The sequence below is a fragment of the Corynebacterium sp. Marseille-P8863 genome (assembly GCF_946902955.1).
Lineage (GTDB): Bacteria > Actinomycetota > Actinomycetes > Mycobacteriales > Mycobacteriaceae > Corynebacterium > Corynebacterium gottingense.
In genome coordinates this window covers 1-24,938 of record NZ_CAMPQC010000010.1, presented here as the reverse complement: position 1 = coordinate 24,938, position 24,938 = coordinate 1, and the positions used below count along the sequence as shown (strand labels likewise).

Genomic DNA, 24,938 nt, shown 5'->3' with positions numbered 1-24,938 from the left:
GTTAGCTCCTGCTCTCAAAAATGTCGATCATCTGGCGCTCGAGCGCGGCGACGTTATCAATCTCGCGCTGGATGGCGTGCGGGTCGGCGGCGTCGAGGACGTGGATGGTCCACTCGCGGTCGGCGAGGTTGATGTCCGTGATCGAGCCGCCGGGCTGCAGGTTGTACGCGCAGGTGGCCAGGTACAGGACGAACTCGCTGCTCAGCCGCATGGGGACGGTGAGGATGGCGTTCTTCGGCGGCGCCGCGGGGCGCAGCGCCAACCAGCTCACCTTCGCCGACGCGATGAGCAGGTCGCGCAGCCACACCAGCCCGAACAGGACCAGCTTGCCCCACCGGACCTTGTAGCCGGTGTTGGGGATGTGCGGTAGCGGCAGCAGCAGCACGATCAGCAGCGCGAGCGCGAGCCCGGCGGCGACGTTGCCCCAGCTCAGCTCGCCCATCAGCAGCACCCACATGAGCGTCAGCCACACCACAAACAGCGGCCGGAACCGGTGCCTGACGCCTTGCATCGTCTCCAGCATCTACTCCTCACCTCCGTCGGTGCTCGTGCTTGTCTGCGCCTCCGCCCCCGGCGTCGCTTCGTCCGTATCCCCAGTGACGGGCGTGGGCACGGTCTCCGTGGAAACGCCCTCGCCGCCTTCGGGGGTTCGCTGGTCCCGCTCCACGTGGTGGCGGTCCAGGTTGTCGGATGCGCCGTAGTCCGAGTGCGGGGTGGTGAAGCGCTCGGGGCGCCGGGTCGGCTCGTCGCTGTCCGCCCCTACGGGGCCCTCCAGCACCGCGTTGCGGTAGATGGAGCTGTCCTGCGCCGACTCCGCCGCGCGGTCCGTGATGCTGGAGATCGGTCCTGCCAGGAAGGTGATGGACACGGAGGCGGCGACGAGCAGCGCCGTGGACAGGAGCATGCCCGCGGGCATGCGGCCGACGTCATCGCGCTGCTCGAACTGGGTGGTTTCGCCGCGCTCGGCAAGCAGGGATGGCCGCGCCATGGCCACGTTGCCCTCGGGGGCGTCGGCGCGGTCGCGCAGGAAGCCCTTAGACCAGACCAGGATCATGGCGTAGAGGGTGAGCAGCGAGGTTACCACGGCGCCGCCGATGAGGACCCAGGCCAGCCAGGACCCGTCGTCTGCGCCTGCCTGGATGAGCATCACCTTGCCCAGGAAGCCGGAGAACGGCGGGACGCCGCCCAGGTTGAGCGCGGGGATGAAGTACAGGATGGCAATGATCGGGGCCGTGTACAGCAGGGAGCCCAGGCGCCGCAGCTGGGCGGCCCCGGCCTGACGCTCCACCAGGCCGACCACCAGGAACAGGGAGGTCTGCACGAGAATGTGGTGGACCGCGTAGAAGATCGCGCCGGACAGGCCCGTCATGGAGCCGAGCGCGATGCCAAAGATCATGTAGCCGATGTGCGAGACCAGCGTGAACGACAACAGTCGCTTGATGTCGTTCTGGGCAAGCGCGCCCATCACGCCGATGATCATGGTCAGCAGTGCCACCCACATGAGCAGGGTGTCCAGGGTGCCGCCCGTAAACACGGTGGAGCGCATGCGGATGATCGCGTACACGCCCACCTTGGTCAGCAGGCCCGCGAACACGGCGGTGACCAGGGAGGCCGCAGTGGGGTAGGAGTCAGGCAGCCACGCGTCCAGTGGGAACACGGCCGCCTTGATGCCAAACGCAACAAGCAGGGTGGCAAAGACGGCGGCGCGGGTGCCGTCGGGGATCTCCTCCATGCGCATGCCCGCCTGCGCCATGTTTACGGTGCCCACGGCGGAGTAGACCAGGGCCAGGGCGAAAAGGAAGACCATGGACGAGGCCATGGAGACCATCACATAGCCGATGCCGCTGCGCACGCGCCCGGGTGAGGCGCCGAGGGTGAGCAGGACGTACGAGGCGACCAGGAAGATCTCAAACCCGACGTACAGGTTGAACAGGTCGCCGGCCAGGAAGGAGAGGTTCACGCCCATGCACAGGAGCATGTAGACGGGGAGGAAGACGGCGATGGGGTCGTCCTCGCCGCCGTCGCGAAGCCCCTGCGAGATGCCGTACCACATGACGGCGAAGAGCACGGTGGCGGAGACGAACAGCATGATGGTGGACAGCCGGTCCGCCACGAGCGTGATGCCCACGACGGCGTCCCAGCCGCCCATGTGCACGGTCTGGATGCCGTGGACGTCGGCGATGATAATCATGGCGCCGGCGATGAGGGCGAGCGCGAACAGCGTGGTGAGCGCGATGGCGCGCTGCAGCTGGACGTGCTTGCCCGAGACCAGGATGAGCGCCGCCGCGATGGCGGGCAGGATCAGCGGCATCACCGTCAGGTACGGCATGGCGGGCAGCGCCCAGTCGGCGAAGTCGAGGAGACTACTGGTCATTCTCCGCCTCCTTCACGGGTGTCTCGAACGAGCGCGGGCCGAAGGAGTCACCGGACAGGCTCGGCTTGCCGGTCTCCGGGTCGTCGGAGCGGTCGTGGTCCGGCGCGGCTGCGGGCGTGGTCGGCCGCTTGGCAATCGCGCGGTCCTCCTCGTCGCGCTCGATGATGTCGTCGGTGCGGTAGCGGTACTGCCGGTACGCCAGCGCGAGCATGAACGCGCTCATGGCCATGGAGATCACGATCGCGGTGAGGATCATCGCCTGCGCGAGCGGGTCCGCGCTGTCCGCGTACTGCTCGGATTCGCGCCCGAGAATCGGCGGCGAGCCCGCCTGCCCGCCAGACTGCAGCAGCAGGAGGTTCGCCCCGTTGCCAATCAGCAGCACGCCGAGGATCATGCGGGTCATCGACCGATCCAGCATCATGTACACCCCGCACGCGATGAGCACGCCCGAGCCGATCAGGAGGAAGAGGTTCGCTTCCATCTACTTGCTCCCTTCTTGGGCTTGTTTGCTTATCGACGATCCCGCGCCCCCAGCCGAAGCCCGCTCGGACTCCCTGGCGGCGCGCCGCTGCGCCTGCTGCTGCCGGCGCCGCTTGTTCTTCACTTGCAGCTCACGGGCGCGGTCGCGGGCCCGCTGCTTGCGGGTGTCTTCCTCGCGGTCCAGGTACGCGCCCATGGAGCCGAGGATGTGCAAGGTGAGGCCGACGACGATGGCGTACACGCCGGCGTCGAAAACCAGCGCCGAGGGGACGTCGAACTCGCCGATGAGCGGCAGCGCCAGGGAGGCGTAGCCGGTGGTGAGCGGCGGGTTGCCAAAGAAGAGCGGTACCACCACGCATGCGGCCGAGAGGAGGATGCCCGTGCCCAGGATCTTCGCGGGGTCGACCGGCAGCGCCTCGTCGATTTCCGCGCGGCCGCCCGCCAGGTAGCGCAGCGTGAACGCGAGCGCGGCGACCAGGCCGCCCGCGAAGCCGCCGCCGGGGGCATTGTGGCCGGAGAAGAAGAAGTAGAAGGACAGGAGCATGATCGACGGGAAGAGGATTCGCGTGACCACATCGACCATGATGGAGCGGTTCTGCGCCGTCTCCGAGTCCACGCCCGAGGCGAGCCAGCGGGGCTTGTTGGTGGACAGGGTGGGGCGCCGGGACTCGCGCCCGAACGTGCCCGTGCCGAAGATGAGGCTGGCCACGCCGGTGGCGGCGATGACCAGGACCAGGATCTCGCCAAAGGTGTCGGCGGCGCGCAGGTCCACGAGCAGCACGTTGACGGTGTTGCGGCCGTGGCCGATCTCGTACGCCAGGTCCGGCATGTACTTGGACACCGGGTCCTGCACGCGCGCCGACATCGCCGTCATGGCCACGATCACGACGGAGAGGCCCGTGCCGATGGAGAGCCAGGCGCGCAGCCGGTTGTCGTCGTTGCGCGGCTCCACCTCCGTGGGCATCTTGCGCAGGACCAGCATGAACACCACCATGACGATGGTCTCCACCAGGGCCTGCGTGAGCGCGAGGTCCGGAGCGCCGTGCAGCGCAAAGATGAACGCGAGCGAGTAGCCGGTCAGGCCGACCATGACCACGCCGGACAGGCGGTTGCGCTGCAGCGTGGCAAAGATCGCCATGGCGCACAGGATGCAGACCACAAGGCCCTGCCACGGGTTGTCCCACAGCAACATGTGGATGTCGTTGCTCTGCCCCAGAATCAGCGCGGCGAGCGGGACCACCATGAGCGTGGCAAAGATGACCGCCAGGTTGATAGTCAGCGAGCCGCGCTGCGTCGACGCCGTGAGCTTGAGCGACGCGTTGCGGAGCTGGTGGAGGATGAGATCCCAGATCTCGTCGGCGTCGCCAAGCGCGGGCTTGTCAAAGTGGACCCTGCGGATCAGGTCGCGCTGCCAGAACAACACGGTGCCGGCCACGACGATCACCACGGTGAGCATGAGCGGGGTGGTGATGCCGTGCCACAGCTTCAACGGCGCGCCCTCGTCTTGCGGGAAGCGGACGTCCAGGTAGGAGTTGATGGCGTTGGACAGCCAGGCGGGCAGGAGCCCGAACGCGATGGTGGCCAGCGTGAGCATCGCCGGGGAGGCGGAAAGCAGGGGGCCGATGTGGTGCATCTTTGCCACGGCGGGGGAGACGCCGGCCTCGCGGTGCTGCGCCTTTGTGGCGAACGCGCCCCACAGGAAGTACAGGGAGTAGCCCATTGTCAGGATGGAGCCGACCACCAGCACGACCAGCGTGATGTGGCCAGGCATGCCGTGCAGCGACTCCTCGTGCAGGATCGCCTCCAGCGCCGATTCCTTGGCAATGAACCCGAACAGCGGGGGCAGTCCCGCCATCGACGCCGCCGACACGACCGCTAGGAACGCGACGAACGGTTCCTTGCGGCCCAGGCCGGAGAGCTCGCCGATGTCGCGGGTGCCGGTCGTGTGGTCGATCGCGCCGACGATCATGAACAGCGTCGCCTTAAACATGGAGTGCGCGAACGTGATGGCCAGGCCCGCCATCGTCGCCTCGCGCGAGCCCACGCCGATCACCGCAGTGATAAAGCCTAGCTGGGAGACCGTTCCGTACGCCAGGATGAGCTTCAAGTCGCGCTGCTTCAGCGCCATCCACCCGCCGAGCAGCATGGTGAACAGGCCGGTGGAGATGACCACCAGGTGCCAGGTGCTCACGGCCGCCATGTCCGGCGCCAGGCGGGCGACCAGGTAGATGCCCGCCTTCACCATCGCCGCCGAGTGCAGGTAGGCGGACACCGGGGTGGGTGCCGCCATCGCGCCGGGCAGCCAGAAATGCCACGGGGCTTGGGCTGACTTGGTCAGCGCGCCGAGCATGATGAGCACGATCGCCACGGAAATCGCGGGCGTGTTCTGGATGTCTGCAAACTGCGGGATCTGGCTGAGCTTCCAGATGCCCGCGTTGAACCCGAGCAGGTTGATGCCCACCAGCATGGCCAGCCCGCCCATGGTGGTGATCATGAGCGCCTGGATCGCGGCCCTGCGTGACGACGCCCGCTCGCCGTAGTACGAGACGAGCAGGTAGGACAGGATGGACGTCAACTCCCAGAACACGTACATGAGCAGGAAGTTGTCCGAGATGACCAGGCCGTACATGACGGTGGCGAACATGGTGAGCTCGCCGCCGAACTTGGCCAGCCGGCGCGGGTTGGAGTCGAAGTAGCCCCAGCAGTACAGCAGGACGAGGGCGCCGACGCCCAGGATGATCAGGGAGAACAGCCCGGCCAGAGGGTCGAGGCGGAACTCCAGGTTGAGGTTGGCGGAGGGCATCCAGGCGTAGCTGGCAACGATCTCGCCTTCGTGAGTAAAGATACCCCGCTGGAACAGGCTGGCCATCCAGATGAAGCCGCCGAGTGGGACCGTGGCGAGCATGCCGAACGCTGCCCGGCCGCACAACCTGATGAGCGGGGGTGCGGCAATCGTCGCGATAATGAGCGCGGCGAGCAGCGTGAGCAAAGTGCGGACCCCTCCTTGGGCATGTACGGATCGAGTTCTCTTACCGAGCCCAACAAGCCCAACAAAGCGGCCCAAGGAAGCACAAAGCGGCCATGAATTGGACACTCGTGCGAGTGCGTGGGGCGCGTCGAAAAGAATAGGCGCGGCCAATGCGTCCAACTGTACCGATTAGATAGCTATTTCGCTACCGAATTGTGGCCGCATCGTGACCGCGCCCCGAGTGGCTGAGGGTGGCTTACTTGCCGTACTGGCGGAGGAAGCTGGCCTCAGCGACGGCGATGCGCTCGATCTCGGTCGGGTCGACGGACTCGTCCACGCCGTGGATGCCGCAAGCGGGTTCCTCAACGCCGTAGAGGGCGATCTCAGCATCCGGGAACTGCTCCTGCAGCGTGTTGGTCAGCGGGATGGAGCCGCCGGAACCGATGAGGGTGAGCTTGTCGGTGCCGTACGCCTCGCGCAGGCACTCGCCGAGCTTCGCGGCGGCGGGGCGCTCCGGGTCGGTGGCAAACGGGGCGTTGACGCCGCTGATTTCCACGGTCACCTTGGCGCCCCAGGGGGTGTGCGCCTTGATGTGCTCCTCCATCTTCTGCGCGATCTCGGCGGCGTCCTGGCCGGCGGGGACGCGCAGGTTGAACTGGGCCTCGGCGCGCGGGTTGACCGCGTTGACCGCCTCAGCGACCGGGGTGGAGGTAAAGCCGATCATGGTGACGGCCGGGCGTGCCCAGCACATGTCGGCGGGGTCGTCGTCGACGGTGCCGAGGAGCTGGACGCCGTCGAGGACGCCGGCGTCGGTGCGGAAGGTGTCGCGCTCGTAGGCGTCGCCGGTCCACTTGGCGGTGGTGTCGACGCCGTCGATGGTGGTGCGCCCGTGCTCGTCGAAAAGCGAATCGGCGATGCGGATCAGGGCGTGGGCCGCGTCGGGGGCGGCGCCGCCGAAGCTGCCGGAGTGGATCGCGCCCTCGAGGGTTTCCACGGTGACCTTCACCTGGGCGCCGCCGCGCAGGGAGGTGGTCAGGGTGGGCTCGCCCACGGCGGCGTTACCGGAGTCGGCGATGAGGATGGCGTCGGCGCGGAAGATCTCCGGCTCGGCCTCGATGAGCTTGCCCAGGCCGTCGTCGCCGCCGAGCTCCTCGGAGCCCTCGACGACCACCTTCAGGCCCAGGTCGGTGCCGCCGGCGGCCTCGACTAGGCGCAGCGCCTCGAGGTGCATGGCCAGGTTGCCCTTGCAGTCGGCGGCGCCGCGGCCGTACCAGCGGCCGTCGCGCTCGGTGAGCTCGAACGGGTCATTGGTCCACACGGACGGGTCGCCCGCCGGGACGACGTCGTAGTGGGAGTAGAGGAGGACGGTTGGGGCGTCGCCCGCCGGTTCCTTGACGGCGACGATGGTGTCCGCGTTGTCCACGGTGGCGTGGCGGGTCACGTTCAGGCCCAGGCCCTCGAGGGCGGAGACGGTCCAGGCGCAGGCGGCCTCGTGCTGGTCGGCCAGCTCCGGGGTGGAGTGCGGGGAGTTAAAAGAGACCAGTTTGGCCAGGTCGGCGAAGATGCGTGTGCGGTCCGGTGTGAATTCACTCATGGGGGCGACGCTACCATTGGGGAAACGGTGGGCGTCGATAAGCAAATGGTGCTTGCACTCGCTGGGGGTGAGTGCTAAAAATGGGTCCTAGCACTCGGAGACGCCAAGTGCTAAGCGGGTGAGGCTGCACCACTCAGCAGCCGTGCCGTCGCGGGCGCCTGCTTGAACCGACGAATTGAGTACTCGTTCCACAATAAATAAGGAGCAACAAACTCACATGGCAAAGACCATTGCATTCGACGAGGAAGCACGCCGCAGCCTCGAAAACGGCCTGAACACCCTGGCAGACGCCGTGAAGGTGACGCTTGGCCCGAAGGGTCGCAACGTCGTCCTGGAGAAGTCCTGGGGCGCGCCGACCATTACGAACGATGGCGTGACCATCGCGAAGGAAATCGAGCTCGAGGACCCGTACGAGAAGATCGGCGCCGAGCTGGTGAAGGAAGTTGCCAAGAAGACTGACGACGTCGCTGGCGACGGCACCACCACCGCAACCGTCCTGGCCCAGGCGCTCGTGCGCGAGGGACTGCGCAACGTTGCGGCCGGCTCCAACCCGATGGGCATCAAGCGCGGCATCCAGGCCGCGACCGACAAGGTGTCCAAGCACCTGCTCGACTCCGCGAAGGAAGTGGAGACCCAGGAGCAGATCGCTTCCACCGCCGGCATCTCCGCCTCCGACCCGGAGATTGGCAAGAAGATCGCCGAGGCGATGTACGCGGTTGGCAACGGCACCGTGAACAAGGAGTCCGTCATCACGGTCGAGGAGTCCAACACCTTCGGTGTTGAGCTCGAGGTGACCGAGGGCATGCGCTTTGACAAGGGCTTCATCTCCGCCTACTTCGCCACCGACATGGAGCGCGGCGAGGCCGTGCTGGAAGACCCGTACATCCTGCTGGTCTCCGGCAAGATCTCCAACGTCAAGGAGCTCGTCCCGGTTCTGGAGCAGGTCATGCAGTCGGGCAAGCCGCTGCTCATCGTCGCCGAGGACGTCGAGGGCGAGGCCCTGTCCACCCTCGTGGTGAACAAGATCCGCGGCACCTTCAAGTCCGTCGCCGTGAAGGCACCGGGCTTTGGCGACCGCCGCAAGGCGATGCTGCAGGACCTGGCTATCCTCACCGGCGGCCAGGTCATCTCCGAGGAGGTCGGCCTGTCCCTGGAGACCGCCGGCATCGAGCTGCTCGGCCAGGCACGCAAGGCCGTCATTACGAAGGACGAGACCACCCTGGTCCAGGGCGCTGGCGACCAGGCCCAGATTGAGGGCCGCGTCAAGCAGATCCGCGCCGAGATCGAGCACTCTGACTCCGACTACGACCGCGAGAAGCTGCAGGAGCGCCTGGCCAAGCTGGCTGGCGGCGTTGCGGTGATCAAGGTCGGTGCCGCCACCGAGGTGGAGCTGAAGGAGCAGAAGATGCGCATCGAGGATGCGGTGCGCAACGCGAAGGCTGCTGTGGAGGAGGGCATCGTCGCCGGCGGTGGCGTGGCACTCCTGCAGGCCGCCAAGGAGCTCGAGGGCGACCTGGAGCTGACCGGCGACGAGGCTACGGGCGTGAAGATCGTCCGCGAGGCACTCTCCGCCCCGCTGAAGCAGATCGCCCACAACGCAGGCCTGGAGCCGGGCGTCGTTGCGGATAAGGTTGCCAACCTCCCCGCAGGCCAGGGCCTGAACGCCGCGACCGGCGAGTACGTTGACATGCTCTCCGAGGGCATCAACGACCCGGCCAAGGTGACCCGCTCCGCGCTGCAGAACGCCGCGTCCATCGCTGGTCTGTTCCTGACCACCGAGGCTGTCGTTGCTGACAAGCCGGAGCCGGCTGGCGCCGCAGGTGCCGGCATGGACCCGGAGGCCATGGGTATGATGTAGGCCCGTTTGCGCCCGAAACGCCCCAAGTAGCCCCGCGCTGCTTGGGGCGTTTTGCTGTCTCCCTCGGCCCCCTTCCAGCCCGTATACCCCCGGATGTGGGGAAATGTCCGGCTCTGTGGGGCATTGCTTATCGACGCCACCGCAACCCCCGTTACGCCGCCCCGCCGGAGTTAAGAGACAGTTAACTTAGTAGCACCATAACAAAGCTGTAACGGCGCAGGTTGGTGGTGAACCTTGGAATAAGGTTGCGTTTGGGTGAACAAACTCTCAAATGGGGGCCGAGTTTGGCGGGGAGAAAGTTTCGCTGGAACACTTGCGAGCTCACAATGCTGTGGCAAAATACTTCGTGTGATGCCCCACGGAGGGTGTCAGGACACTGTCAATCTAGAGCCAGACATTCTGGCACCTATACGTAAGGGGAAAACAATGGGTGACCTCTCTGCCATCATCGACATGCTGAAGGACTTCAGCAAGTTCGGTAAGAACATCGTCGAGCTGTTCCGCGGCATCCCGGATCTGTTCATCAACCTGGGTTCCCTGGGTGACAAGGAGACCGGTTTTGACAAGGTTTCCCCGGATAACCCGGACAAGGATGTCTGGGAATGGAAGGGCCCGAAGTCTAAGTAGGACTTCCATGCGTGCCTTCCGAGGTGCGTTCCAGAGATACAACACCGATAACCGGACTCAAACTTTTCTAAAAGGAGAACACCATGCAGGCTCTGAACAACTGGGCATTCCTTTCTTCTGACCACCACGTCGCTGGCGCGCTGCTCGGCGTGCTGAAGCAGGTCGCTGGCCTGGCTGGCAACCTGGCTGAGCTGCTCGGCCTTGTCGCGTAAGACAAACCGCCTGACAACCCCGCCGTTGCGCGGGGTTGTTTTGCGTTTAAGGCGTCTCTTTGGTCGCGTGCGCGGAACAGGCGAAGCCCCGCTAGAGCTGGAGGCCCCGCGCGCCGAGGCGATGCGCCCGGCGGCTGGGCGGGCGAAGACTTCAAAGCCGGAGCCGGAAGCAACTCAGCCGGCCAAGGATCCCAGCGCGCTCGCATCCGAGGAGAAGCTGGTCGCTCCGGTGCCGGAATCGATTCGGAAGGCCCCGGACCCGAAGCCCGCGGCGAAGGCCCACAACGCACACCAGGCGGACACCCCGGCGAAACTGACCTCCGATTCCACCTCTCAATCTTCCATCGAACACAAACCCCAGACGGGCGGTAAACTTAAGGACATGGCTGACCACAAGGATGATGAACTCCCTTTGATCGACCTGGCAGAGGTCGAGGGCTGGGTTGTTGACGATACTGATGAAGACGATCCGGTGCTCATGATGCCGGACGGCACGCCGATTCAGACCTGGCGTGAGAATTACCCGTACGACGAGCGCCTGAGCCGCGCGGAGTACGAGAAGGAAAAGCGCGCGCTGCAGATCGAGCTGCTGAAGTGGCAGAACTGGACCAAGGATACGGGCCAGCGCCACATCATCCTCTTCGAGGGGCGCGACGCCGCCGGCAAGGGCGGCACCATTAAGCGCTTCAACGAGCACCTCAACCCGCGTGGTGCCCGTACCGTCGCGCTGGAGAAGCCCAGCCCGCGCGAGTCCACCTCGTGGTACTTCCAGCGTTACATTGAGCACTTCCCGTCCGCGGGCGAGATCGTGTTCTTTGACCGCTCCTGGTACAACCGCTCGGGCGTCGAGCGCGTCATGGGCTTCTGCACTGAGTCGCAGCACGCGGAGTTCCTCCGCGAGGTACCGATGCTGGAGAACATGATCCTGGGCTCCGGCATCTCGCTGACCAAGTTCTGGTTCTCCGTGACCCAGCGCGAGCAGCGCACCCGCTTTGCCATCCGCCAGGTGGACCCGGTCCGCCAGTGGAAGCTGTCCCCGATGGACCTGGCCTCGCTGGACAAGTGGGATGACTACACCCGCGCCAAGGAGGAGCAGTTCCGCTACACCGATACGGACGAGTCCCCGTGGGTGACCATCAAGTCCAACGACAAGAAGCGCGCCCGCCTCAACGCGATGCGCTACATCCTGTCCAAGTTTGAGTACACGAACAAGGACCACGAGCTCGTCGGCGAGCCGGACCCGCTGATTGTCAAGCGCGGCCGCGACCAGATCGGCGACTAATCTCGCGCCTCATTGCCCGGTCCCCGTGGGGGCCGGGCTTTTCGCTTATCGACGCCCCTACTGGTCCTCGTCCTGCAGAATCGCCTTCGACAGCTTCTTCAGGCTCTTGAGCTGCTTGGCGCTGGATGCGTCGAGGGCGCGGTCCTCGGCATCGGCGACCTCCGCGGCGAGCGTCCCCAACGCCTTGGAGCCCTTCTTGGTCGCGGTGACGATCTGGCGGCGCCGGTCCTTTGGGTCGCGGTCGCGCTTGACCCAGCCCAAGTTCTCCAGCGAATCGACGAGGCGGACCATGTCGGAGGCGTCGACAGCCAGCAGGCTGGACAGCTGCGACTGGGACAGCGCAGTGTTGTCAACGCAGGTGAGTACCCAAAAGCCGCGCATGCTCACGTCGTGCTTGAGCAGGGTGCGCTCCACCTCTTCCTTGGTGTGCCGGCGGACCCGCTCGATTTGGAAGGACGGGGACTTAGTGAGTGCGTTGGGGAGCTCGTCGTGCGTTGCCATGCCCACATCATACGGTTAGTTGGCTAATTCAATCAATTACAGGTGCGCGGAAAACTGCCCCCGCCGGGCGGTGTGTTTTGCCGGGGTAGGCGGCTATTCCGCGGGGAGGTCGGCGGCGAGCCAGGCGTCCGTGCCACCGGCGACGTTGATGACGTTGTCCCAACCGCGGGCCTGCTCCAGGTACTCGGCGGCATGGGCGGAGCGGCCGCCGGACTTGCAGATGACGTAGATGTCCTGGTTCGGGTCGATCTTGTCGGCCAGGCCGACAAAGTTGGACAGGGGAAGATTGACGGCGCCCGCGGCGTGGGCGATGGCGAACTCGTCGGGCTCGCGGACGTCGATAAGCTGTGCTCCCTGCGGTACTTCTGTGACATTGACTGTTTTCATGGGGCCGATCCTATACGCTATTGCGCCATGGGATCCCGGAGACCGCGTCGCCCGCAGTGGGTGTATTGGGTGCGGCGCGCGATGGTGCTTGCGATGCTGGTGGCGGTGTTAGCGCTGCCGGTGGTGTTGCTGAGCCGGTGTGGGGGAGGGGAGCCGGGTGAGGCGGGCCCGATTGGGCAGTCGCGGCCGGTGGAGATGGCGGTGCCGCAGATAGGCTTGCGCGCCGAGTTTGAGGAGGGGGATTGCCGGATGAAGGACGGCGCGATCAATCCGGCGTCGATGGGCAAGGCGTGCGCGTACACGGCGGAGGGGAAGCCGTACCAGCTGCCGGGCCCGGGTGCTGGCGACCTTGTCGTGGTGGCGGGGCACACCGGCGCGGCGGTGCACGGTGTGTTTGACGGGCTGTACGACGCGCGCGCGAATGCGCACAACGTGCGCGAGGGGGACACGCTTTACCTGCGCACGCAGGATTCGCGCGCGGCGGGCAAGTGGTTGGAGTACCGCGCGACGGACCTGCACGACCCGGAGAAGGAGGGGCTGGCTGACGACGCCTCCGTGTGGGGCACCGAGCCCATGCCCGGTCGCTTGCTCACCATCTCCTGCATTCAGCCGGTGAACCCACTCGCCGCGGCGGTACGCAACGCGGTGGTTGGGTGGCAGTTTGCGGGCGTGGTGGACGACGCGACGGTGGACGCCGCCGAGTAGCCGGCGGACCCGCGCGACAATCGTTGCCAATGTGTTACGTGTGACTCCTGGGAAAACGTGGCACCTCTGTGTAAAGTCTAAAGGTGAACTTGAGAGTAACCCTTGCTCGAGACAGGAGACCACCATGAACCGCACTTCCCTCGCCGTCGCCTTTGCCGGTGCGCTCACAATCGCCGCGGCCCCGCTCGCCAGCGCGCAGGACCTCCCCGCCGAGGTGACAGACGCCCTCGGTGCCACCTACTTCCTCAACCAGGCAGGGGACCACTACGTGTCCGACGCCAACCTCGTCGCCACCCCCTACGCGCAGCTAAGCGCCGACGACCAGGAGCGCGCGGTCGACGTGACCAGGGCAGCGGTCGCAGGGCTTATCGACGCCCCCGCCTCCGCCACCTCCGCCCCGACTGCTCCCGCCGACACGCCGGAGAGCCAGCAGGGTGACCAGCCTGCCACCCCGGTGCAGCCCGACGCGGACCAGGCGCAGGCGGAGCAGGTGCTCGATGCGGACGCGGTGGACCCGAACAACCCGGTGCCAGTTGCCGGCGGCCTGGTCGCGCTCCCGTCTGTGCTGAATGTGGACGGGCAGACCTACTACCTGAACAAGGACGGCGCCACCTACGTTGCTGACGTGGCCCGCGTCGCCGAAACCCCGACGCCAGAGGAGGCAGAAGCCTCGGCGCAGCTGGTGACGGACAACGCTGGCGCGATCCGCGAGCAGGGGCTGGAGGAGGCCCGGGCCGGTGGTAAGGCCGAGCAGGCCGACGGTGAGGCAGCGCCCGCCGTGGAGGTGCAGCAGCAGGCCGCGCCAGTGACCGCAGATGCTGTTGCCGGCGCGACCGAGGTGCAGGCTCGCGGTATGGCTGCCGAGACCGGCTCCAACACAGTGGCTCGCGCGCTCGTGGCGCTGTTGATCGCCTCCGCGGTCGGCGCAGCGGTCTTTGTGGTGGGACGCCGGTACCTGGTGTAGCCCTGTGGACGCCGCCGGCTGGATCGTCGGCTGCGTGGGGCGCTCGCATGATGTGCGGGCGCCCCTTTTTTTGTTTCCTACCTCCTGGATTTCTACCCCCGTTCGTCCACACCCGAGGGAGGTGCTGTGGCGAAGAATATCCAGGGGTTGAATGTGTCTCACCACACTCCGCCAATCTTTGGGGACTTAGTCAAACGTTCAAGTTCCCAGGTCAGGGGCCTTGACTCTCTAGTGAAGAAGTGCAAACGAGCTGCATAAATGTCTGCATATTAAAATTTTTTCCAGTTGAGCCCTAGTTAATTGAAATAGACATGTATTTATCTAGACACTCATGCAGTTTGGGTTTAGATTCCTTAGTGGTGCCCATGCTGGGCCCCATGTTCAAGCCGGGAGTGCCGTTCTCGGCGCACCTTTCCCACCGCTGACCACATTGGGCCCAGCGATTTCTGATTTTCCGAAAGGACTTTCACCATGGCCAAAGCCATTGCAAAAACCGCAGCTATCGCTGTTGCTGCGGGCCTGACCTTCGCCGGCTCCGCCGGTATTGCTACCGATGCGCTCGCGCAGACGACGAACACCGCGGATCCGGCCCCGCGCGCGACCGAGCAGAAGGCTGCATCCTCCAGCATTCCCGAGGGCAGCAACTTCTCCCTGACGGTGAACAAGCGCTACAACCCGACCGAGCTGCGTGTCGGCACCGGTCAGGAGGACGCCAAGGTTTCCGGCGCGGCACTTGAGGGGGCCAAGTTCAAGGTCGAGAAGCTCCAGGGCGACATCCGCAAGCAGGAGGACTTCAACCGTCTCGCAAAGCTGTCCCAGGAGTACAACAAGGCCGGTGTCGCCAATAAGCCGACGATCACCAAGGACACCGGGTTTACCGCTAAGGAGCTGTCCACTGACAGCGACGGCAAGGCAACGTTCTCTAACCTGCCTGCCGGCGCATACCTTGTCACCGAAACGAAGACGGCGGACACGCTGCCGGCCCCGGCCGCAAAGTTTGACAAGAACGGCACCGAGACTCTCATCCCGGCTGACCCGTTCATCGTGTTCCTGCCGATGACCAACCCGGCTGGTGAAGGCTGGATCTCCAACGTCAACGTATACCCGAAGAACTCCTTCGCACGCGTTGAAAAGACTGTCGCGGATAAGGACAAGCACGCCCTCAAACAGGATAAGGTGACCTACACGCTGACCGGCGTCGTGCCGTCTGCTCAGGAAGGCAAAAAGCTCGACTGGTTCGGTCTGCGCGATGCGTACAACAACACTGAGATCACGCCGGACTACGAGAACCTGACTGTCAAGGTCATCAGCACTGACGGTGCTGAGAAGGACCTGACCAAGGGCACAGACTTCGCTGTCGGTGCGGACGCGGGCTACGGCTCCGTCGCGGACAAGAACCTTGCCGCTGGCGCGAACGCAGGCTTCTTCGTCGGCGTGAAGCCTTCCGTACTTAAGCCGGGCGACCGCGTGATCGCCACTGTAAACGCGAAGCTACTCGAGGGCGCTAACGCTGACCAGGAGGTGGAGAACTCCGTTCGCGAGTACTTCCGCCACTCCACTGACGACAGCAGCTTCTCCGAGGTTCCGCCGAAGACCCCGCCGACTACCCCTCCGGGTGGCACACCGCCGAGCGAGACCCCGAAAGACAAGGTCGTTTCCTACTTCGGCAACATCGAGGTGTACAAGACCGGTGAGGAAAATGGCACCCGTAAGGCTCTTGAAGGCGCAACCTTCGAGGTAGGTAAGTGCAACGCCGACGGCACGAAGATCGACGGCGACGCGATCACGTCCGGGAAGACCGACAAGGAAGGCAAGCTGACCTTCCAGGGCCTGCACGTCACCGACTACGCCGACAATGCTGTAGTGCAGGACCCGGGCAAGTACTGTCTGCGTGAGACCAAAGCTCCGGCTGGCTACACCTTCGACAAGAATGCTGTCTATCCGCTCGAGCTGACACGTAAAACCAAGAACGGTAAACAGCCAGCGAACTTCCTCACTAGCACTGATGCAAAGTCTGCTGGCTACGCAGAGGGCGGCACCAAGATCATGAACGGCGTTGCGGTGAACAACATCAAGAACTCTGTTCCGCTCCTGCCCAACACCGGTGGCATGGGTGTCCTGATCATCGTGCTGGCTGGCCTGGCCATCATCGGCGGCGGTGTCTACGCGGCACGTCGCAACTCCCAGGCGGCGTAAGCCTTTCCAAGGTCGGCGCACGATAACGGTGCGCTGACCACCCGGTACTCCCGTCCGGCCCTTGGTGAGGGGCTGGCGGGGGTGCGAGTGGGCGTCGATAAGCAATGGGCGCCCAACGCCTCAACGCGGGAAGGCGTAAAACTCCCGCCCAGTTTTTACACATCAGCCGTGCCTAGGTAGGAAGGATCGCGCAGTGACTACTGCCGTGGAAGGCAAGCACCGCAAAAAGCCGGCGCAGAAGCCGTTTTTCCAGCGCATTGCGCTGCCGGTCATCATTATCCTGGCGGGGCTGATGGTGCTGATGTACCCGGTCGTGGCCACCCAGTGGAACAACCGGGTGCAGGAGCAGGTGGCCAAGCAGTACGAGGAGCAGATCCAAGAGGCGCCGCCGGAGCAGATCAACCAAGCGCTCGAGGCGGCCAAGGAGTACAACCGCACGCACACCGACGGCCCGATTCTGGACCCGTGGCTTGCACGCATCTCCGAGGACAACCTGGACTACCAGGAGTACGAGAAGCACCTCGAGGGCGTGTCCGCGATGTCGCAGCTGGCCATCCCGTCGATTGACCTCCGCCTGCCCGTCTACCACGGCACGCGCGACGAGACGCTACAGAAGGGCCTCGGCCACCTGTACGGCTCGGCGCTGCCCACCGGCGGCGAGGGCTTCCACTCGGTGATCACCGGCCACACGGGCCTGACCAACGCCACGCTTTTCGACGACCTCGTGGACGTCGAAGTCGGCGATGCCATCTACCTCTCCACCTTCGGCGAGCGGATGAAGTACCAGGTCTACGACATCGAGGTCGTCCTGCCCGAGGAGACCGACAGCCTCCGCGCCGAGGAAGGCCGCGACCTGCTCACCCTGATCACCTGCACCCCCTACGGCATTAACACGCACCGCCTTCTCGTCCACGCGGAGCGCGTCCCCATGGACCCGGACGAGGCGAGCGTGCTCGATGAATCCACCAGCACCGTGCAGTGGTGGATGTGGGCGCTCGGACTTGTTGCGCTGGCGATTCTCCTGGGCTTGGCCTGGTGGATCTGGCGCGAGAAAAAGAAGAACGATCGCGCGGGCGCTTCGAACGAGGAGGTTTAAGTCCTAGTGCGCACACTCAAATACTTCGCGGCCGCTGGTGCGGTGTCGGTGGTGCTCGTCGGCGCGTCGCTGCCTGCTACCGCAGACGACCGTGTCATCAGCGGCAACGACCGCAACATCGCGGCGGAAAGCGTCGACGTCAACGAGCCGATCTCGCTGATGGTCCGCAAGGTAGCCAGCAACCCTTACGACGACATCCCGGCGGGCCAGAAGCCGACGTCCATCGCCGGCGCAATCTTCACGCTGTCGCAGGTGCGCGGTGTGGACATCACCACGTCCGGCGGCCGTAGCGCGGCGCGGAGCATGTCGCTTGACGCCGCCCACGCTGCCGGACTGGACAAAATCTCCACCCTCACCACCGGCGACAACGGCCGCGTACAGTTCATGGACTTGCGGCCGGGCCTGTACCTGCTGGAGGAATCGGCCCCGGACAGTGACTACGACTACCGGATCTCCAACCCGAAGCTGATCATCCTGCCGCTGGCCAACGCGACGGGCGACCGGTTCAAGTACGACAACGTGATCGTGACCAAGCCGGGCAACAACCGCCCGGGTGGCTCGACCTCGCCGGAGACCTCGCCCCCGTCTCCGCCGACCACCACGGTGACGACGACGCCCACGGTGACGCCGAGCACGGAGCGCACGCCGTCGACGGAGCGTACCCGCACCACCACGAAGACGACGGGCGAAACCACCACCAAGCGCACCACGGAGCCGACGACGGTGCGCACCACCGAAACGACCACTGGCCTGGCCACCGCCAACGGCGGAGGCGGCGGCAGTAACGGTGGCGGCTCGAACGGCAGCAACAGCAACGACGACCGCGGAGGCTTCCTGGCCTCTACCGGTGCTGACGTGCTCTGGGCCGCAGGATTGGGCATGGCCCTGGTGCTGGTCGGCGTGATCCTGGCGGCACGGAGGAAGGAAGAAGACTAATGAGGAGTACATCGATGCGTCACACCACCACGCGCTCGCGCGTGGCACGACCGGTCCGTGCGCTGCTCGCGGCCGTGCTTGTCATGGCTATCGGCACCGCCCCCGCCGGCGTGGCCGAGCCGACTGCCGACCAGTCTGCCCCCGATTCCGTGTCCGCCGAACAGCCGGCCCTGGACGCAGGTTTGCCATCTGTTGACTCCGGCGCTGCCGAAGCTGCCGACGGAGTTTCAGGCACGGACGCTGCAGCCCCCGCTTCCCCCTCGGGCGCTGCAACCTCTCCGGCGCAGTCCTCGCCAGCAGCGACACCAAGAGGCACGGCGCCGCTTGGCCCGAGCCCGCTTTTCCCGGGCGCGGTTACCGAAGACGGCATCACCGTGAAACGTGACGGCGACGTGGACACCATCCACGTCCACGACTCCGAGGGCGAACTGTGGCAGTGGGGCGGAAAGGCTTCAGAGGAAAACATCTTCGCGCTGACTCGCAAGGGCGAGGTCACCGAGGTCCTTTCCGTCACCGCCGACGGCCGCGAGCTAGACCGCAAGAAGTTCGGCTGGGTAAACACCAAGGACGGCACCTTCATCGGCTTTGACCTGAACGCGCTGCAAACGATCCCGCCGGTCGACGTGACCATCAAGGTCAAGACGAAGACCACGGGCGACTATTCGATCGCGGAGAGCGAGGACATCCCGACCAAAATCGAATTCATAGGTCTTGACGGCCAACCGGAAGAAGAGGATCTCACCGCGTTAGGGTATCGGGTGAGCGCTGGCTCGGGGCAAGCGTGGTCCCTTGAGCGAAAAATGGAAACATCCGATTTAACTGGTGGAACGGTAAATATTCCAAGCACACCTGGACTGGGAATTTCCGGGAACGGGAAACCGTTCCTCTCGACAACAGTTACAGGAAGTCACCCTAACCAAATTGGGAAGGACATTCGTGTTACGCGTGTCCGCGTGTGGAATGAGGAGAACAACTCTAATCGCGTGAACCTACCTATGGTATTGCGCAAGAACGGTACGAGGTACTATCCATCGTCCAACATCGAAACGTTGCCCATTAAGGACGATAGAGGGCGGATTAAAGGCTACGACATTCAGTTTTTCGACCCGGTAGACGGTAAACCTGGTGAGAACGTCGACATTTGGAGCGGGAATGACATTGCAATGGTGTTTAACAGCTCTACTGGGCGAGTCACACCAAGTAATTACAAGATGGAGGTGTATGGCTCCTACCGTGTCGACGAGCGACTGCGCAATACCTATAGCTGGGAAGAGAAGGTCGGAGATACAGTGATGCGCTCCACCGTTTACCCTGCTGACAGCGAAGGCGTATCTCGGGTGGAAGTATCTCGAACGACAACTGAAAAAGGTGAAATTTTTGGCCATATCTGGGGAAGCGTCAAAGAACAAAACGGATATTTCTTGAGCAATGAGGCTGGAGAGCCTACTGTTCGAATAACAGCTCCTAATGGGAAAGTACTTTACGAACGGACTGCTCCTGCCGTATTTAATGGTGATCCTTTCCCGAACGTCGCTCAGAATGACCCAGAAAATCGTGGTTGGGGAGGCGTAGACTTCTACCTTCCTGAACGTATCGCAGCTCCAGTCGGTTCGAAGATCGAACTCATCATGAACTTCAAGCCGAATCCGGATGTTGGTCCATATAACGTCGTGGACAAGTACGTTGCGGGACCGACAGGGCCTGTGATTATGTCAGTTGGGTTCGCTCCAGAGGATTTGGTGCAAGACGCGTTCGACGACAAATGCCAAGTCTTTGGCGACGGGGGATCCGGGAAACACAAGTATTACCAGGGCGTCATCAGCGAAAATACGGCCGGAGGTCCCGGCCAGCGAGTGATTCGTGTGACTGGCGTGCCGCAGGAACTCGCGACTGAGAAAATTACGCTTACTGTGCCGGAGGGGAGTCGAATAACGAAAGACAGGGTCGAGATTTTCTACACGTCTCAGCTTGATGGTGGCTTGACTACGTCAAGCTCTCAGGGAGCCACGCGCCGCAACATGAACGCCTACAGTGAAGTGTCTGCTGACGGTCGCACCCTGACGGTGCGACCTCCGGGAGGCGGAAACGATGCTATTGCTAAAGGAGGTGCGTTCGATGTGTCGGTGTCTACCGATTACGCGGGCCTCGATATCGATGCTCGTGTTCAGCTTGTGGGCGCCGCTCGAGATATAAAAATTGGGAAGGTTACCGATTCCCCTACAGACGAAGTACAGATGGCTACACCCGCACCGAAGCGCACATTGACCGACGAAGAGCGTTTGCAGGGCACGCAAGTGTATGTCTCGACTTCTGTCGACGCGAATGGCGGAACCGGAAATCGTACCTTGATGGTTAAAACCAACTTGAGCCAGCAGATCCAGGGCAGCGATACGTTCCAGAAAATAGGCGATTCCGAGTGGATTTACAATGGTCTAGCGTATGACCCTGCAGACAACTGGCTCTACGCGATAAGCCAGTACCGAAAAGCGCCCGACGGTAAATCAGACTGTTATCCGCCAGGAAATCTTCTCCAAATCAATCCAGTTACTGGCGCTGTCCGCAATCTCGGACCAGTGCTAGACGCTAATGGAGTCCCCTTGTTCGATTACTCCTATAACAAGGGCCAGCAAGGACTCAACGACATGATGCTCATCAATAGTGGCGTGGTAAGCAATGGCACACTTTACCTTGCAAACGGAGCGCTCTCTGGAACCCAAAAACTTTACAAAGTACCTCTCCCTTCAAGTAAAAATTTCGGCGCGCCCACGCCTCAGGGTACGAAAATTGATGGTTCCCGGACCGTCTCCGAAGACTTGGCGGTGCACCCGGATGATCCGGGTCATGCATGGGGCATCGTAGGAAGCAATCACTACGGAAAAACCGGAGTTGACTGGAAAAAATTTAATACAAATGGTGGCCCTATTATTTTGGAACGTCTTGATCTTCAGACAGGAAAGGCCGAGTACTTTCCGTTGACCGAGGCTCAACGTACAACCAAGGGCGGTGAAGTCCTGAAGGCTGAGACCACGTTCGGTAAGGCGTGGACATACGCTAATGGGAACTTAGGCTTTGCAGTTGGTGGCCAGTCTTCGGCTGGAAGTCCTGGAGCCCAGATTCGAATCACGAACCCGAGCTCACCAGATAGGGTAATTCAGGTTGAAGAAGTGCTATGGAATGTCCCGTTTTCGTACAACACGGATGCCTCGAGTAACGGCTTACGTGCTGAAGGCAATCCACAATCCGATCTAGCCGTTTTGAAGCAGCGGGTATTCCCTGACGATCAAAACTTTCAAAAAGAGCTAGCCCAGGCGAAGGAAAAGATTGGTTCAGAATTTAAGCAGTACACATTTTGGGAGGTGCAAATTAAGAACGTCGGCGATGGTGCATCCAGTGGTGGCCGTGTAGAAGATGAGATCCCCGAGGGATACCTTCGAGATTCGATCGGTTTCTTACCTGGCACCCTGGTGAATGGAAATCGACCTTCAGAAGATTGGGCCAAGTTCACGTCGAAAGAGACACTGAACACGATGACGGGCTATCTCGAGCTGAGTTCGGGTGCACTTTGGCCCGGAGAAAGCGCACGTTTCTTCATCTTTGCGAAGCAGCCTGACGGTGCGTGCGCCCCCAACGCGGCCACGGTTTTCAACAACGATAATGACACGAATCAAACCAATAATAAGGTGGAAGCTGGCTGCGATGGGTCGTCGGCGGTGCAACTCCGAATGAATAAAGTGGACTATGGGAACCGTAAGGTGGCGCTAGATGGAGCTCGCTTCGAGTTGCATGAGATGGTAAACGGTGCACCTGCACCCGAGAGCATCGAGCTTTCTAAGGCGGCGGATGGCGTCGGTTACTCCACTGAAAAAGTTCTAAAACGAGATACTGAATACATGTTGATCGAAACTCAAGCTCCGAGCAGGGAAGTAGACAATCAGCGGGTACAGTACTCACTGCTGACCGAGCCTGTTATTTTCAAAATTTCGAAGCAAGATGGAAAAGACGTCGTTGCGTTCCGTGGTCAGAATGGCGAATTTTCGACGGACTCGCCGGTGATGAGCGTCTGGCAGGGCTCCGATCTTCCCGAGAAAGAGACGGACACTGTGTACTTGGAACTCGCCAACGTCCGCCAGGGCAACCTGCCCAAGACCGGCGGGCCAGGGCTCCAAGCGCCGTTGGCGTTGAGCACCGTACTGATGCTCGTTGGTGCAGCGCTTGCTCGTCGCAGGATGACGCAAGCATAAGCTCCGAGCAATATGGGCCTATACACCTGAATGGTTGAGGGCTAGACTTCTCCGTGGTGAACGAATAAAACCTGGTTTTACGCTGGGGTTCGCCACGGAGATTTTGCGCGTTCAAGCACGCACCACACAAAAAAGGGGTGAACGATGCGCATCCGCAACCAGCACGTAGGAACCTGGGCGCGTCGTCGTCTCTTGCGGGCCCCATCTGTGGTGGTCGCAACTGGTGTGCTGCTGCTTGGGGCGACCCCAGCCACGGTCGCGGACCCCTATGCGACCGCCCAGGAAAGCGCGAACGTCACGGCGCAGACCGCTGACTCGACGGAAGACACGGGTGATGGTGCGTGGAATGCCACCGGCACCACCCCGATAGATGCTTCCGTAACCTCCACCCAGTCGGGCAAAGGCGCGGATGCGCCGAAGCCCGCAAACCCTGTCGCCACCGAGGGATCCTCAGCACCGACCAGTCAAGATAGCGCCCCGGCACCGGCGGCGCCGGGTGCTGGGGGCCTAGGGACGGTGGGGGACAACGGGGCGTCGATAAACAACGTGCCCATCGCAGTCGAGCGAGACGGTGACGTCGACACCGTGCGGGTGCACGAACCTTCGGGTGAACTGTGGCAGTGGGGCGGCGCGGCGTCGGCGGAGAACGTGTTCGCACTGGCGCGTGACGGCGAGGTGGTCGAGGTGCTGTCCGTGACCGCCGACGGCCGCGAGCTGGATCCCGAGGATTTCAGCTGGGCGAATACCGAGCGCGGCGCGTTTGTGGGGTTTGACGTCAACGCACTGCACACGATTCCGCCGGTGGACGTGTCCATGCGCGTGCGCGCCGGCGAAGAGGGAGAGTACCGGGTCGCGGAGAGCGAGGAGATCCCTGCGAAGCGCGAGTTCGTGGGGTTTGCGGAAACCGGCGAGACGGTCGCGCCCGGCGCGAGGGCGGCGACGCCGTACGCAGCTACCAGCACGATGGGGCTGCCAGCGGGCCAGGCGTGGTCGGTGGAGCAGAAGCTGGCGACCACCGCGACCACGACTGGCACGGCCGGGCTTCCCGCGAGGGACGACGGCGACAAGGAGCCGATGGGCTTCGGCGGGGTGAAGCGCTTCATGCGCACCACCGCGAGCGGGTCGCGGCCGGACACTGTGATCCCCGCGGGCAGTAGCCCCACGCTTGCGGTGACGAGGATTCGGGTGATGACCACCTCGCCGAGCGTGACGTTCCCGGTGGGCAAGATCGCGCTGCTGAAGAATACGGGCAGCTGGTACTCGCTGGAATCGGCGAAGGTGACGCCGATCGTGGAGGGCGGCGTGACGCGTGGGTACGACATCCAGCTGTTCGACCCCGAGACCGACACCCTGTACAAGAAGGTGGACATCTGGAGCGGCAACCAGCTTGCCGTGTCCTTTGAAAAGATGACCGGCATCCCGCCGGCGAGCAACTACGCGCTTGAGGTCTACGCCTCGCACCCGGTCACGCAGGAGAGCGCGGGTGATTACGCGTGGGGCGATGCCGGAGACCCCGAGAAGCGGCGCACCACCGTCACCCCGTCCGGCGCGGACGGCATTGCGCGCGCCCGCGTCACCCGCACCACGCAGGAAGACGGCGTGCTGGAAGGCGAGGTCGCGGCGGCGGTGCAGTCGCAAAACGGCTACGCATTAGACGGCGGGGAGACGCTCACCATCACTGGCCCGGACGGCAAAGTCCTCTACACGTGCAAGGCCGGAGAGGACCCATCGTGCGGGATCGCACCCATCCCGGCCCAGGGGCAGACGACGGGGCAGGGCGGGGTGAAGTTCACGCTGCCGCAGCGGCTCTACGCGCCCAAAGGCTCGACGGTGGCGGTGACCATGGACTTCCGCAAAGATCCCACCTTGCCGGTGGCGGACCGGTACCTGCGCGGGCCGTCCGGGCCGATCCAGCTGGACTACATGCTCACGCCAGGCGCGCCGAGCGACCTCGCCGTGACCAAGCGCAACGCGCTGCCGGGCGACCCGGTTGTCGCCGACCAGTTGCGCGCAGCCCGCGACGCCGTCCGCGCTGCCGGCGCCGACCCCGCCGAGTACCGGTTTTGGGCTATCGATCTGAAAAACGCCGGCACCACCGAGGTCCCCGGCGCCACGCTCACGGACCCGCTCCCGCCCGGGTTCGACCCCGCCACGGCCGGTGCCCTGCCCGCGGCGCTGATCCGCGGGTCGCGGCCGGCGGGGGAGAAGCTGGCGTCGACAAGCACTACTGGCAACGGCGCACTCACCGTAACAATTGGGGCGCTCCGACCAGGCGAGACGGCGCGCGTCCTCGCGTACGCCCGCGCCACCGGCACCTGCACCCCCAACACCGTCACCGCGCGCAACACGGGCGGCGAGCTCACCCCGGCCGACAACGTCGCCACCGCGCCGTGTCCCGTGCAGCTGCGCGTGCGCAAGGTGGATCACCAGGATCGCACCGTGGCCCTCGAGGCCAGCCTTGAGCTTCGCCCGCTTATCGACGCCCCGTCGTCCCCCCCCCCGGCGGGCGCCCGAGCG

General features: G+C 63.8%; 18 protein-coding genes. 11 read left to right on the top strand and 7 right to left on the bottom strand.

Going from position 1 to position 24,938, the window contains the following annotated elements:
- Position 1 precedes the first annotated feature (1 nt).
- The 5 genes from OVO38_RS08580 to OVO38_RS08560 all read right to left on the bottom strand — a co-directional run bounded on the left by OVO38_RS08580 (position 2) and on the right by OVO38_RS08560 (position 7,416).
- Positions 2-523, bottom strand: a complete 522-nt coding sequence (locus OVO38_RS08580; protein WP_244213355.1) for a Na+/H+ antiporter subunit E — start codon at positions 521-523, stop codon at positions 2-4.
- Positions 524-2,374 carry a Na+/H+ antiporter subunit D gene (locus tag OVO38_RS08575; RefSeq protein WP_267208251.1) on the bottom strand — a complete coding sequence of 617 codons (1,851 nt, stop codon included), beginning with the start codon at positions 2,372-2,374 and terminating at the stop codon, positions 524-526.
- Positions 2,364-2,855, bottom strand: coding sequence for a Na(+)/H(+) antiporter subunit C (locus OVO38_RS08570; RefSeq protein ID WP_095547818.1), 492 nt, complete (start codon positions 2,853-2,855; stop codon positions 2,364-2,366). The genes OVO38_RS08575 and OVO38_RS08570 overlap by 11 nt, the downstream gene beginning before the upstream one ends.
- Entirely contained in the window at positions 2,856-5,843 is a 2,988-nt protein-coding gene (locus tag OVO38_RS08565) for a Na+/H+ antiporter subunit A (protein WP_267208250.1), read from the bottom strand.
- Positions 5,844-6,078: 235 nt separating this feature from the next.
- Positions 6,079-7,416 carry a dipeptidase gene (locus OVO38_RS08560; RefSeq protein ID WP_095547816.1) on the bottom strand — a complete coding sequence of 446 codons (1,338 nt, stop codon included), beginning with the start codon at positions 7,414-7,416 and terminating at the stop codon, positions 6,079-6,081.
- Between the two features lie 217 nt (positions 7,417-7,633).
- Here OVO38_RS08560 and groL point away from each other — a divergent pair, with 217 nt between their 5' ends.
- The 4 genes from groL (at position 7,634) to ppk2 (ending at position 11,395) form a co-directional block, all read left to right on the top strand.
- Positions 7,634-9,274, top strand: coding sequence for a chaperonin GroEL (gene groL / locus OVO38_RS08555; protein ID WP_095536313.1), 1,641 nt, complete (start codon positions 7,634-7,636; stop codon positions 9,272-9,274).
- A 426-nt stretch (positions 9,275-9,700) separates the two neighbouring features.
- Positions 9,701-9,901 (top strand): hypothetical protein, encoded by a 201-nt coding sequence (locus OVO38_RS08550; protein WP_095547815.1) that lies wholly within the window; start codon positions 9,701-9,703, stop codon positions 9,899-9,901.
- Positions 9,902-9,984: 83 nt separating this feature from the next.
- The gene (locus OVO38_RS08545) at positions 9,985-10,113 is read left to right on the top strand and encodes a hypothetical protein (protein WP_255456145.1); all 129 of its coding nucleotides are present in this window, start codon (positions 9,985-9,987) and stop codon (positions 10,111-10,113) included.
- 382 nt (positions 10,114-10,495) lie between these two features.
- Positions 10,496-11,395, top strand: a complete 900-nt coding sequence (ppk2, locus tag OVO38_RS08540) for a polyphosphate kinase 2 (RefSeq protein ID WP_095275641.1) — start codon at positions 10,496-10,498, stop codon at positions 11,393-11,395.
- A gap of 57 nt (positions 11,396-11,452) precedes the next feature.
- Here ppk2 and OVO38_RS08535 read toward each other — a convergent pair whose 3' ends face one another.
- On the bottom strand, positions 11,453-11,896 hold the full coding sequence (locus OVO38_RS08535; RefSeq protein ID WP_267208249.1) for a MarR family transcriptional regulator: 444 nt from the start codon (positions 11,894-11,896) through the stop codon (positions 11,453-11,455).
- Positions 11,897-11,989: 93 nt separating this feature from the next.
- Complete coding sequence (locus OVO38_RS08530; protein WP_267208248.1) at positions 11,990-12,283, bottom strand: rhodanese-like domain-containing protein; 294 nt, start codon at positions 12,281-12,283, stop codon at positions 11,990-11,992.
- Between the two features lie 27 nt (positions 12,284-12,310).
- On the opposite strand from OVO38_RS08530, the gene OVO38_RS08525 reads away from it, so the two are divergent.
- The 7 genes from OVO38_RS08525 to OVO38_RS08495 form a co-directional block, all read left to right on the top strand.
- A complete protein-coding gene (locus OVO38_RS08525) occupies positions 12,311-12,988 on the top strand; it encodes a hypothetical protein (protein ID WP_267208247.1) in 678 nt (225 codons plus the stop codon).
- Positions 12,989-13,112: 124 nt separating this feature from the next.
- On the top strand, positions 13,113-13,952 hold the full coding sequence (locus tag OVO38_RS08520; RefSeq protein WP_267208246.1) for a hypothetical protein: 840 nt from the start codon (positions 13,113-13,115) through the stop codon (positions 13,950-13,952).
- Positions 13,953-14,423: 471 nt separating this feature from the next.
- Positions 14,424-16,148 (top strand): SpaH/EbpB family LPXTG-anchored major pilin, encoded by a 1,725-nt coding sequence (locus tag OVO38_RS08515; protein WP_267208245.1) that lies wholly within the window; start codon positions 14,424-14,426, stop codon positions 16,146-16,148.
- 193 nt (positions 16,149-16,341) lie between these two features.
- A complete protein-coding gene (locus tag OVO38_RS08510) occupies positions 16,342-17,244 on the top strand; it encodes a class C sortase (RefSeq protein ID WP_095554044.1) in 903 nt (300 codons plus the stop codon).
- A gap of 6 nt (positions 17,245-17,250) precedes the next feature.
- Complete coding sequence (locus OVO38_RS08505; RefSeq protein ID WP_267208244.1) at positions 17,251-18,180, top strand: prealbumin-like fold domain-containing protein; 930 nt, start codon at positions 17,251-17,253, stop codon at positions 18,178-18,180.
- A 14-nt stretch (positions 18,181-18,194) separates the two neighbouring features.
- On the top strand, positions 18,195-22,421 hold the full coding sequence (locus OVO38_RS08500) for a DUF6923 family protein (RefSeq protein WP_267208243.1): 4,227 nt from the start codon (positions 18,195-18,197) through the stop codon (positions 22,419-22,421).
- 144 nt (positions 22,422-22,565) lie between these two features.
- Positions 22,566-24,938: hypothetical protein (locus OVO38_RS08495; RefSeq protein ID WP_267208242.1), on the top strand; the 2,373-nt coding region annotated here is incomplete at its 3' end.